The organism is Helicobacter suis (genome assembly GCF_902196135.1).
Classification (GTDB): domain Bacteria; phylum Campylobacterota; class Campylobacteria; order Campylobacterales; family Helicobacteraceae; genus Helicobacter; species Helicobacter suis_A.
Map to the genome: position 1 here is coordinate 1 of NZ_CABIKE010000013.1, position 11,529 is coordinate 11,529.

The window sequence follows — 11,529 nt, forward strand, 5'->3', positions numbered from 1 at the left end:
ACTCCCCAGCGTGTTTACCTTTGAAGTAAACAAAAGAAGATTTGGTTAAACGGGTATAAAATTGTGGCTCAGCCTCAAAAGTAACGCCCCGTAATTCTTATAGTGATCCTTTATAAAAAAATAAAAGTGGTTGTAATGGGATTAAAATAAACTCTAGCTTAAATCTTAGGCGCATACACGCCTGTACTTTTTAAGTTAATTTTGTGTAGGCTCTAGGTTTCTGAATTAAAAGTTTTAAGCACTTTAAAAAGGATAGCTATGCCAGCAAAACAACCCCATAATCCAAAACGGCGCTCTTTACTCATTCAAGGGGCGCTAGGTCTCTCTTTACTTTCCTCAGGAATGCTTGAGAGCAAGGTTTCTAAAAATAAACAGCATAGCGCAACTAACAAGCGCTTCTTAGGAAAATTACAGGTTTCTGCTATTGGGCTTGGGGTGCAAAACATGCCTCGCAAATACGATACCTCTGTTCCCTACCGCCCGGAAATGGTTGCTATTATCCGCCGGGCTTATGAGACGGGGGTTACTTTTTTTGACACCGCGGAAGCTTATGGCCCTTTGGAGTCTGAAAAAATTTTAGGCGAGGCTGTGGCTCCTTTTAGAAAAAAGATTGTGATTGCAACTAAATTTGGCTTTAATGTAGATCCACAAACGGGCAAGCGATCTCCGGGGGTTAATAGCAAACCTGAGCATATTAAGCAGGCTGTGCACCATATGCTCAAGCGCCTGCGTACCGATTATATTGATCTGCTCTACCAGCACCGCGTGGACCCACAAGTGCCTATTGAGGATGTGGCGGGCGTGATTGCAGATTTGATCAAACAGGGGAAGGTTTTGCATTGGGGTTTATCAGAAATGGGTTTGCAAACTCTAAGGCGCGCGCATGCGGCTTTGCCTGTGAGTGCGGTGCAATGTGAATATTCTATGCTGTGGCGCGGGCCTGAAGAGCATATTTTGCCTTTATGTGAGGAATTAGGGATTGGCTTTGTTGCCTGGAGTCCTTTGGGGGTGCAGTTTTTAACTGGCTGGATTGATTCTAAAACCCGTTTTGCCTCTGGGGATTTTCGCGCCACAGAAACCCGCTTTAATCCGGAAAATATAGCCCATAATTTAAAACTTGTTGCCTTACTCAAAACTTGGGCTCAAAGAAAAAACGCCACGCCCGCTCAAATTGCCCTTAGTTGGCTTTTGGCTAAAAAACCCTACATTGTGCCTATCCCCGGCACCACAAACAAAGATCATATGCTCCAAAACACCGCCTCTTTAAATGTGAAACTGAGCGCCTCAGAGATGCAAGAACTCACACAAGCCCTTGATTCTATAAAGATTCAGGGCAAGCGGCTACCGGATTTTGTACAAGCCCTTTCAGGTGTAGAAGCCGCGCCTAAACATTAGGAGATTTTCATGACTATTCTTTTTACCACTGAACAATATTACCCCTTACAAACAGGTTTAGCCAGCGCAGATTATGGGCTTAGCTTAGCACTTGCTAAGGCAGGGCATTTAGTATATGTGATCACAACAGGCATGTATGGGGAGACAAAAATTACTAGAGAAGGGAAATTAAGTTCTATCTCTAGTGGCAACTTATCTAAAGAGATAGTAGAAATTGCACCTAATTTATTTGTATTAGAGTTTAAGATTTCTTGTAAAAATTGGGGAGAATGGGAAGGTGAGACTGAAGAATATCAAAATTTTGTGCAAAATTTTAAATGCGATTTGCTCATCAATTCAGCTATTTTGACATGGAATACAGATTTTATTTATGACTACCTCCCTTCTTGCCTAGCCAAAAAGAAAATATTAAGAAGCCATGGGGAGTATAGCCTTATGCATGGGTGGGCATTAGGGGATAAAGAGAAACTTAAAGATAGCATTAGGCGTTTTATTTTTAGCCCTAAGCGCTACAAACAAAAATACTACATTGCTTGGCTACGATATAAACTTAAAAAATCTCTTAAACACTATGATTGTGTTTATTTTTTACATAAAAACAGCCATGCCTACAATTATCTTAAACCCTATTGTTCTTATATAGATATTCTGCCAAATGGCGTATTTGAAAAAGACATTTGTCCACCTAAAACCATTACAAGCGCCCTAACAGAACAACAGAACAACAGAACAACAGAACAACAGAACAACAGAACAACAGAACAACAGAACAACAGAACAACAGAACAACTAGCAGACCTTCTTTTAAAACCCTATGTACTTAATGTGTCTAACTACTATAAAGAGAAAGGGCAGGATTTTGTACTTAGAGCTTACTATTTAAGTCAGGCTAAAATTCCTCTAATCTTTATAGGTTCTTTAAATAGGGATAATTTTTTAGAAGAGTTAAAAGAACTTAAAAAACAGCTTGATTTAGAATATGGGTTTAAGGAAGTGTATTTTTTTCACAGGATCAAACGATCACAGGTGTTAGCTATTTTGCAACAAGCAACGCTATTTTTGCATGGCACTCAAGCTTCCTATGAATGCTTTCCCATGGTCATTTTAGAGAGCATGCAATTTGGTATCCCCTTTATTTGTACTGATGTGGGTAATGTTAAAGATTTATGTGCAGAACTTGTTGTTAATACTCCAGAACAAATGGCAGAGAAGATCAATGCACTCTTAGGTAATCCAGACTATTACAACAAGATAACACAAAGATTACATGGCATCATCCAAGAATACACCTACGAGAAAATCGCTAAAAAGTTAGAGGCTTTGGTAAGCTAAAAATCTTTGGTAAAAAGCATATGGCACATCCTAAAGCGTTTGGGCTAGAATTTCTTGAGCGCCTTGAGCTAAAAATCTATCTAGTAGAGATTCAAGAAGTGTATTAGCCTGTTTTGCTAATCCTTGAATCTTTTCTTTAATAACCCAACTCCCATCAACAAGCCCCACAACCGCGTATATTTCTAGTTGATCTCCTTTTAAAGAAGCGTGCACGCCAATGGGGACTTGACACCCGCCCCCCAGTTTTTTAACAAATAAGCGCTCCACACCGCAAAGAAACGCGCTAGTAGAATCATTAAGACCGGCTATTGTATTAAATAAGGGGTGATTAGTGCACATTTCTACCCCCAAAGCCCCCTGCCCCATACAAGGAATCATTTCCTCAAGCTCAAAGGGAATCTGATAGGGTACTTTAATCCCTAAACGCTCCACCCCCGCACAGGCTAGTACAATGCCATCAAATTCCCCTGCCTCTAGCCGTTTTAAACGGGTTTGCACATTGCCCCGTAAACTTAAAGTATCTAGATCGGGGCGTTTTCTTTTAAGTTGCATAGAACGCCGTAAAGAAGTCGTGCCCACTTTGGCCTCTTGTGGCAAATCCTTAAAACTTGAGTGTTTAAAACTTAAAAAACAATCCCTAGCATCTGCACGCGCACTTATACAAGCTAAATCCAAAGGTTCTACAAACTCTACGGGTACATCTTTAAGCGAATGTACCGCTAAATCTATATCTTTACTCAGCAACAACTCTTCAAGTTCTTTAGTAAAAAGCCCCTTGCCTCCAATTTTGGCTAAAGGTACATCTAAGATTTTATCCCCCTTAGTCTTAACCACCTCAATAACACTTAAAAGCCCTAAACTTTCTAGCTGAGTTTGGATATAGCGCGCTTGCCACAAAGCTAAAGCACTCCCACGACTCCCAATAATTAGAGGTTTCATTTCTCTTTATCCAACACTTCCACATCAATAACCCCCTCCTCTTGATTTCTTCTTTGGGGGCGTATGGAGGCTATTAAAATTAAAATGACTCCAAAAATATCACAAAGTACCCCGGGTAAAAGCAATAAAAGCCCGCCAAAACTGCGTAAAACAAAGTCCTCAGCAAAAGAGATATTCCTGATATTTTTTAGATCTTCAAAGGGATTTTTAAAAAGCAAGACCCCCCCTATAAACCCGCTAATAGCCACCTCTAGCAAAAAGATAAATAAGCCTAAATGCTGGATAACACTTAGCACCAACAAGAACTCTATGACAATATAAAACAAGCCCACAATAAAGATAAAAGGCATTTAGCGCGCCTTTAAAATGTCTATAAGTTGTGTGCGCTTTACTATTTGCTTGCTCAGTCCCTCGCGTTTGATGAGTTCTAAATGGCCTACTTTGGCCTCTTTACCTACAATAAGGGCATAAGAGCTGCCGATACGCTCAAAATCTATCATTTTAGCCCCAAAGCGCAGGTTGCGATCGTCTAAAAGTACATCTACACCCGCCTCTAGTAATTCTTGATACAGAGTTTGCGCTAGGGCTACTAATTCTGTATCTTTACTATTAGCCACCACCAGCACTACCTCAAAAGGCGCGCTCTCTAAACTCCACACACAGCCCTTTGAATCGCTTTTTTGTTCTAAAATTGCGGGAAGTAAACGGCTCACCCCAATCCCATAACAGCCCATTTCAAAAAAGGCCGCTTCCCCCTCTGTATTTAAAAAGCTAGCCCCTAAATTTTTAGCATAGGTATTTCCTAGCTGGAAAATATGCCCCACTTCTATACTTTTATGTTGTTCTAAGTTTCCCTGACATTTTGGACATAAATCCTGTTCTCTTACAGCGGCAATATCTTGATAGTTTAAGCCTTCAAAGGTGGCCAAATCCACGCCCACAAAGTGCATTTCTTTTTCATTAGCCCCACAAATTAAGCTATTAGCCTCCTCTAAATCACAATCAAAGATCACTAAAGCATCCGGTAAAATATGTTTAAGCCCATAGGGTCCCATGTAGCCGGGGAATAAGCCTGCTTGCTCTAAAGTTTTAGCGCTTAGCTCCTCTAAACTTAAAGCCCGCTGAGTACAGAGGCGATTAATGGCGTTTAAAGCTTTCGTCTCCTCTAAAAAATCATCTCCTCTTAGAAAGAAAAAGACAATTTGTGTAGCGCGATCCTCAAATAAAACCTGCTTAGCAATGGCCTTAATTGTAAAAAAAGGATCTACTTTAAAAAAGGCGCTTAAGGTTTCTATAGTGGGGGTGTTTGGGGTAGGGAATTTAGCAAAAGAGGCCTTAGGGACATTGTCTGGCTCACAGCGTTTAGCACGCCTAGCTATCTCAATATTGGCTGCATACGAGCAATTTGTACAAGCAATAATACTATCCTCCCCACACTCTGCTAGTACCACAAACTCTTTACTTTTATTGCCCCCAATAGCCCCGCTATCAGCCTGTACAACCCTAAAATCTAAACCTAGCCGTGTAAAAATTCTGCTATACACCTGCTCCATTGCCTCAAATTCGCGCTCTAAATCCTGCGTACTCACATGGAAACTATAGCTATCTTTCATAATGAATTCACGCGCGCGCATCAAGCCAAAACGGGGGCGAATCTCATCTCTAAATTTGGTATGAATCTGGTAAAGATGTAGGGGTAATTGCTTATAACTTTGCACAAAACCCTTCACCACTTCCACCGCCACTTCCTCATGGGTAGGACCTAGTACAAAGGGGTAACTTTTGCGATCTTTAAAAACTAATAACTCCTGCCCGTATTTATGTAGCCTTTTGCTCTGCTCCCATAAACTTGCCGGCGTGATAAAATTAAACATGCACTCCTGCGCGCCATGTTTATCCATCTCCTCTTTAATGATGTTTTTAATCTTAGAAAGCACCTTTTGCCCTAAGGGTAGAAAGCTATAAATGCCACTGCCTATTTGTTTGATAAAACCGGCCTGAATCAAAAACTGGTGGCTTTTTAAAACCGCGTCTTTGGGGGGCTCTTTAAGAGAGGGGGCAAAGAGAGTAGAGTAGCGCATTAAAGTCCTTTGCTATATTCGCAGTGATAGGCGTTTAAAAACATGTTTTCGCCTCCTAAATTAAAGAGGTTTTTAAGGCATTCGCTAAGCATATCTCCCTCCTCTTTGTGGGCGTTTTTCTTTAAAACGGCTGTGGGGTGGTGTAAAAAGGTGTTAAAGGCATTGTGTAAAATCTTAGCCACGCTCTCACCCTGCTCTTGTGGGATATAGCCCTTTTTAAGCGCTTTGTTAAGCTCCTTTAAAGCAGCTTCTTTAGCCAGCTCTCTAAGCCCCTTAATGAGTGGATCAAGTTCTAAGGTTTGTAGCCATTCTAAAAACTTCATTGTATAAGCGCCCACAATCCCGTAGGCTTTTCTTCTATCCTGTTCGCGCTCCTCTAGATGTTTAGCAATCACGCCCTTTAAATCATCTATGCTATAAAGCCAAATCTGTGTATCTTTTGGATCTTCTATGTCTCTTGGCACGGCTAAATCAAACCAAAAGCGCCGAAAGGCTGTAGACTCTAGCATATTAGGCGTGATCAAGGGGGTTTTAGACCTTGTAGCACTGAAAACAAAAGGGCAAACATTTAAAAGCGTGTTGAGATTTTCTAGCCCGTGTACTTCTAAATTTTCTGATCCAAGTGTTTGGGCAAAAGTGCGAGCATTTTCAAGACTGCGGTTGCACAGCGCCACTTCAAAGCCCTTAGAAAGTAGATGTTTACACACCAGTTGCCCCATCTCCCCTACACCCACTACTAAAGCTTTTTTAGGCAGTTTTTCACTCTCTAAGACTTCTAAAGCCTGCTTAACAGCCATAGAGGCAATAGAAACCACCTGAGCCGAAATAGCGGTGGTGTTGCGCACGCTAGCTGCGCATTTAAAAGCAAAGTGAGCTAGCCTACTTAAATGTTTGCCACAAAGCTTAGCCTCTAAACATGTTTTATACGCGCTTTTAAATTGTCCAGTGATTTGGGTTTCACCCACCACCATGCTCTCTAAACTACTCACCACAGAAAAGGTATGGTGGATTGCCTGATTATGGGCGTGTACAACGCTTTTTTCTTGTAACAAAGTAAGGGGCATATTTTTAGCGCGGGCAAGAGATTCTAAGATCACAGGCACACTCTCTAAAGCCCCAAAAATATAAAATTCCATGCGGTTACAAGTCGCAAGGGCCATGATCTCTTGCATAGCGCTATGCTGTTTAAGCGCGCTTAGAAATTCTAAAAGACTTTTTTCTGAAAAGGCAAGCTGCTCGCGCAACTCAACGGGGAGATTTTGATGGGTGAAACTCACAACCACATACCCGCTATTCACAAAAAGCCTCCCTAAAATGTTCTCTCTAAAATAGTATTAGCCATGCGCTCTAAAGCCACATTACCCTCGCCACTAATGGCCTCTAGCGCCAAGTCAACATAACCCCTTGCCTCTTTTAAAACCTCTTGAGCAATGCCAAATTCTTTAAATTTCTCCAAACACCACTCTTGTACCTCCTCACTCTCTACTTTAAAATAGGAGGCTAATTTTTTCTGATCGGCTAGATTGAGTTTTTGGTATAAAAGAATATAGGGCAGAGTACTTTTACCCTCTTTAAAATCACTCAAAGCAGGTTTGCCTAGAACCTCTTGAGACTGGGTAATATCTAGCAAATCATCTACTATTTGAAAAGCCATTCCAAAATGCCGCCCAAAATCCCTATACTTAGAGGGCTTTAAACCCTGCAAAAGCGCAGCCCCACAGCTACTAGCCGCAATTAAAGAAGCGCTTTTATCCTCTATAGTGTCTAAATAGAGTGTTTTATCCGGATTAAAGGCTAAACAACCCTGTACATCTTTAATTTCTCCGCGCGAGAGCTCTACCACACTTTGGGCTATGAGTTGTACTATTTCTTTACTAAAATTAGCCAATTGGCAAAAAGCCTTAGAGTAAAACACATCGCCTAACATGATCGCATTGGTGTTTCCAAAAGTGGCGTTAAGCGAGGGGTTGCCTCGCCTAGTTTGGGCGTGATCGATCACATCATCATGGAGTAAAGAAGCACTTTGAATCATCTCTATAATGGCGCAAAAGTCCACAATCTGGGGGTGATCAGAACAGATAGCTAAAATAAGTTGGCTTCTTAACATCTTACCCTGCCCTAGATTTTGTACCATCTTTAAAACCTGTGGGCTTTTAACCTCCTCTAAAAAGGTTTGTATTCTGGCCTGAATGGCCGAAATTAATTTGGAAGCCATAAAAGCTTTTTAGAGGCGCGTACATGCAAAGTAGCGCTTTCCTCTTTGCTATCAAAATTTTTAAAGGTGATGAGAAAAAAAAGCGGAGTTTTATCTGTGCTATGCAGTTGCTTAAAAATCTCTTTTCTAAAGCTGTTGCGCTGGAAATCTTTATATAAAATAAACTGATAGGGGAATTGGTTAAAATGCAAATGCACCACTAACCCCTTATCTTTGTAGAGCGTCCAGCGCACAGATAAAGGTTTTTTAAATTTTTGTAGCTGCAAAGTCCCGCTAAAAGTTTGATCTTTTTTAAGGGTGATGAGCTGATCAAGGGATTTACAAAAAAGCAAAGGAGTACAACACAACACGAGCAAAAGCCTACTCATGCCCGCTTAAAATGCGCGCCATAGAATCAATAGCTAAATCTACCTTGCGGGCGTGTATGCGATCTTGCAAAGCAGAATCAAGGCGGTTTTGCTGACAAAGGGCGTTAAATTTTTCTAAAAGCCCCTCTTCTTCAAGCAAAAGTTCGCATAGCGCGCGCGTCTCTAAAAGTTTGTCCAATTCCTCAAAAGAGCGCTTAAAACTCGCATGCACGATCACCTCCGCCCATTTTTCTAATGGATCGCCCTCAAAGACTTCTAAATCATCCATTAAGCCAAACTCGCCTTAAGCATCCAGATAGATTTTTGTAATTTAGCCAGCTGTTCATCAGCATAAGCTGTAGTTACGGCGTCTTTTGCATGGTCTGCTACTTCAGAGAGTTCTTTAAAATGTTCCTCTAAATGTTCATAATCTTTCAAAATAGCCTCAAAAACTTCTTTAGAGTGGAAGTGGTGTTTACTCTCTTCCTTGACATGGGCTAGCTCTAGGGCTTCTGATAAAGTAACCACAGGTACATGGCCTAGCTGAACTACCCTTTCGGCTAAATCATCAAACATGTCTGCAAATCCCTCATACACTTCTTGGGTGAATTTATGCACGGGGAAAAAATCAGAGCCCTTTACATTCCAATGGAAGTTGTGGAGTTTTACGAATAAAACAAGGCTATCGGCCTGAAGTTGTTTGAGTAAGTCAACTGTTTTTGCTTTCATCTATTCCCTTTTTTTAATTTCACTGATTCTAGCCAGCTGGGGAATTCTAGCCTAAAATGATTAATACAAACTTTTATACATCCTTGAGGATGCGGATTTCAAAGGTTTTTGTAGGGGTGTCTAAAAGTGTGATTTGCCCCCCGTGTGCTTCTACCACCTGCAAAGAAAGCGCTAAACCTAGCCCATTGCCCTTTAACTTGGTGGTTTCAAAGGGTTCAAAGAGCAACTCTTTATCTACAACTTCCTTACCATCATCTTTAATATGAAAAACCACCCACTCCCCCTCCTCAAACGCCACCACTTCCACATGCCCCTCTTCGGCGCTGCCCTCTTCAATGGCATCTATAGCGTTATAAAGGAAATTTTGCAGGGCAATACTGAGTAAACTTAAATCATAAGAGACAATGAGGGGTGTGATCTGGGTTTTAAGGGTGATGTCTTTAGTATAGCTATACTGGTTAAGCGCTTCTTTGATTTCATCTTCTAGTAAGGAAAGGCTTTGGGGGATTTTATTAGCCTGCACACCCTTAGAAAAAAGCAAAGTCGCCTTAATGATGCGCTCCACTCGCCACAGCGATCGCTGTAACTCAAAAACAATAGGCTTAGTTTTTTCCTCTACTTTTTTGAGTAAAACAGAGGTGAGTAGAGAAATAGAGCCTACGGGGTTTCGGATTTCATGGGCTAAATGGGCTGAAATTTTGCCCATAGAGATGAGTCGCTCTTGGCGCTTTTGTTTGGTGATGTCTGTAGCGGTGATGATTTCCTTGCCCTGAATTTTATTATTCTGAAAGAGATAATTCTTACCTCCATGTTCAATCTCGCTATTAAACCCTACAGATCTTGCCTTTTCAAACACTTCTTGGCTTTCTATAGCCTTGCTGTTTTTATAAAAGAAGCTTTTATTTTCATTAAGTACCCAAATAGCTTGGGGTAAAATCTCAATCACCCACTCATAAAGCGCTTTATAATCTTTAAATTCTTTCTCAACCTTATAACTTTGCAAAATAAACTCATTAAGCAGGCGTAAAAGCTCTTGGCGATCTTGTATTTCAATCCCATCTAGGATTTTTTGATCTAATCCCTCCCCTGATTCAAATTCTAAAGTGTTCTTTTTACTCACCCTTTTCTCTGTGCCTCTTGATCTTTAAGAAAGTTAAAGAGCAATTCGCTATAGCCAAAATGCCCGCTAAGTTGGTTAGAAAGCGATTCTTTATACATAGACTGATAAATCTCGCTTCCGGGTTGCTTTGGATAGAGTGGATTATCTAATTTAAGCGCGGTATCTAACATAAACTTTAAAAGCAAGGATTCAAAGGCATCGGTTTGTGCTCTAAGTTGTTGATCGTCGTTTTTTGTGCTTTTTAACTTCTTGGCATCTAGCTTATTGGCTAAATATTGGTTGTAAATATCTAGGTTATTTTTAATCATATGACCTCCATTTCTGCGCTGATGGCCCCGCTTTTTTTCATTGCCTCTAAAATAGAAACAATGCCCTTAGCATTCACCCCGATTTTTTGTAAAGCCTTAACCACACTTGCTACTGTAGCCTTAGGTGCGCTTAAAACATTCTCTTTTGTATCAAAAGAAGTTGTGGCATCAAGTTTTTCAATATCCTTTTTAGCCTTGCCTTTTTTAGGTTCAAGAGGTTCTTTTGTAATTTTAATCGTAACATCTCCGCTTGTAACCACTACGGGGTGTACCACAATATCCACCCCCGCTACCACCGTGCCAGATTTTTCATCAATGATGATTTTATTTTGCTGGGTGTAATCAATGTTAATTTCTTGAATCAAGGCTAAAAACTCCACCATTGTCAGCTTAGCAGGCTTTTTTAATTTAATCGTCTTAGGATCGATAGCCAAAGCTACGGGTTCTTTAAAGGCTTGATTTAAAGTCTCTTGGATTTTCACCGCATTTTTAAAATTAGGCTCTTTAAGGCTTAAAGTCATGTTGTTTTGGCGTGTCAAATCATAGACTACTTCGCGCTCAATTGTTGCGCCATTAACAATAGTACCTGAAAGCAAATTAGAGGAATTGCCTAAACTTACACTACCCTGCGCGATCGCATAAATATTGCCATCAATGGCACTTAGTGGCGTCATCACTAAAACCCCGTGATCGATAGACTTTGCATCGCCAATAGAAGAAATTTGTACATCAATTTTATCCCCCTGTCTAGCAAAAGAGGGCAAAGTAGCCGTGATCATCACAGCGGCTACATTTTTAGATTTAATATCATCAGGGGAAACCTTGACATTAACGCTTTCTAGCATGTTTGCAATAGATTGCATGGTAAATTTAGAGCCAGATTTATCCCCCGTGCCATTTAAACCAATGACAAGCCCATAGCCCACCAACTGGTTATCGCGCACCCCTACGATATTGGCCACATCTTCAATTTTCTCTGCATGCAAAACCCACAACAGAGATAAAAATAAAAAGCTAAGTTTGTACACTTGCATGCCTAGATTCTACCCAAATATCTTAAAAA

Annotated in this window: 13 protein-coding genes; 2 read left to right on the forward strand and 11 right to left on the reverse strand. The window is 40.7% G+C overall.

Features of this window, described 5'->3' with window-relative positions; genetic code table 11:
- The first annotated feature begins 258 nt into the window (after positions 1-258).
- Both G6Q06_RS07235 and G6Q06_RS07240 read left to right on the forward strand, forming a co-directional pair.
- The gene (locus tag G6Q06_RS07235; RefSeq protein WP_163566181.1) at positions 259-1,395 is read left to right on the forward strand and encodes an aldo/keto reductase; all 1,137 of its coding nucleotides are present in this window, start codon (positions 259-261) and stop codon (positions 1,393-1,395) included.
- A 9-nt stretch (positions 1,396-1,404) separates the two neighbouring features.
- Positions 1,405-2,727: a glycosyltransferase family 4 protein gene (locus G6Q06_RS07240; RefSeq protein ID WP_163566182.1), complete on the forward strand. Its 1,323-nt coding sequence runs from the start codon at positions 1,405-1,407 to the stop codon at positions 2,725-2,727.
- Positions 2,728-2,757: 30 nt separating this feature from the next.
- On the opposite strand, the gene hemC is transcribed toward G6Q06_RS07240, so the two are convergent.
- The 11 genes from hemC to G6Q06_RS07295 form a co-directional block, all read right to left on the reverse strand.
- Positions 2,758-3,666, reverse strand: coding sequence for a hydroxymethylbilane synthase (hemC, locus tag G6Q06_RS07245; protein WP_163566183.1), 909 nt, complete (start codon positions 3,664-3,666; stop codon positions 2,758-2,760).
- Positions 3,663-4,016, reverse strand: coding sequence for an FxsA family protein (locus G6Q06_RS07250; RefSeq protein ID WP_163566184.1), 354 nt, complete (start codon positions 4,014-4,016; stop codon positions 3,663-3,665). The genes hemC and G6Q06_RS07250 overlap by 4 nt, the downstream gene beginning before the upstream one ends.
- On the reverse strand, positions 4,017-5,747 hold the full coding sequence (locus G6Q06_RS07255) for a proline--tRNA ligase (protein ID WP_163566185.1): 1,731 nt from the start codon (positions 5,745-5,747) through the stop codon (positions 4,017-4,019).
- Positions 5,747-7,045, reverse strand: coding sequence for a glutamyl-tRNA reductase (hemA, locus tag G6Q06_RS07260; protein WP_163566186.1), 1,299 nt, complete (start codon positions 7,043-7,045; stop codon positions 5,747-5,749). Before hemA ends, G6Q06_RS07255 begins: the two co-directional genes overlap by 1 nt.
- 11 nt (positions 7,046-7,056) lie before the next feature.
- Positions 7,057-7,962 carry a polyprenyl synthetase family protein gene (locus tag G6Q06_RS07265; RefSeq protein ID WP_163566187.1) on the reverse strand — a complete coding sequence of 302 codons (906 nt, stop codon included), beginning with the start codon at positions 7,960-7,962 and terminating at the stop codon, positions 7,057-7,059.
- On the reverse strand, positions 7,947-8,330 hold the full coding sequence (locus tag G6Q06_RS07270) for a hypothetical protein (RefSeq protein WP_163566188.1): 384 nt from the start codon (positions 8,328-8,330) through the stop codon (positions 7,947-7,949). The genes G6Q06_RS07265 and G6Q06_RS07270 overlap by 16 nt, the downstream gene beginning before the upstream one ends.
- Complete coding sequence (locus G6Q06_RS07275) at positions 8,323-8,598, reverse strand: DUF2018 family protein (protein ID WP_163566189.1); 276 nt, start codon at positions 8,596-8,598, stop codon at positions 8,323-8,325. Before G6Q06_RS07275 ends, G6Q06_RS07270 begins: the two co-directional genes overlap by 8 nt.
- Positions 8,598-9,038 carry a Dps family protein gene (locus G6Q06_RS07280; protein ID WP_163566190.1) on the reverse strand — a complete coding sequence of 147 codons (441 nt, stop codon included), beginning with the start codon at positions 9,036-9,038 and terminating at the stop codon, positions 8,598-8,600. The genes G6Q06_RS07275 and G6Q06_RS07280 overlap by 1 nt, the downstream gene beginning before the upstream one ends.
- A 73-nt stretch (positions 9,039-9,111) precedes the next feature.
- Positions 9,112-10,104: a sensor histidine kinase gene (locus tag G6Q06_RS07285; RefSeq protein ID WP_240329346.1), complete on the reverse strand. Its 993-nt coding sequence runs from the start codon at positions 10,102-10,104 to the stop codon at positions 9,112-9,114.
- 50 nt (positions 10,105-10,154) lie between these two features.
- The gene (locus tag G6Q06_RS07290; RefSeq protein WP_163534039.1) at positions 10,155-10,466 is read right to left on the reverse strand and encodes a hypothetical protein; all 312 of its coding nucleotides are present in this window, start codon (positions 10,464-10,466) and stop codon (positions 10,155-10,157) included.
- On the reverse strand, positions 10,463-11,500 hold the full coding sequence (locus G6Q06_RS07295) for a flagellar basal body P-ring protein FlgI (RefSeq protein WP_163534923.1): 1,038 nt from the start codon (positions 11,498-11,500) through the stop codon (positions 10,463-10,465). The genes G6Q06_RS07290 and G6Q06_RS07295 overlap by 4 nt, the downstream gene beginning before the upstream one ends.
- Positions 11,501-11,529: the final 29 nt, after the last annotated feature.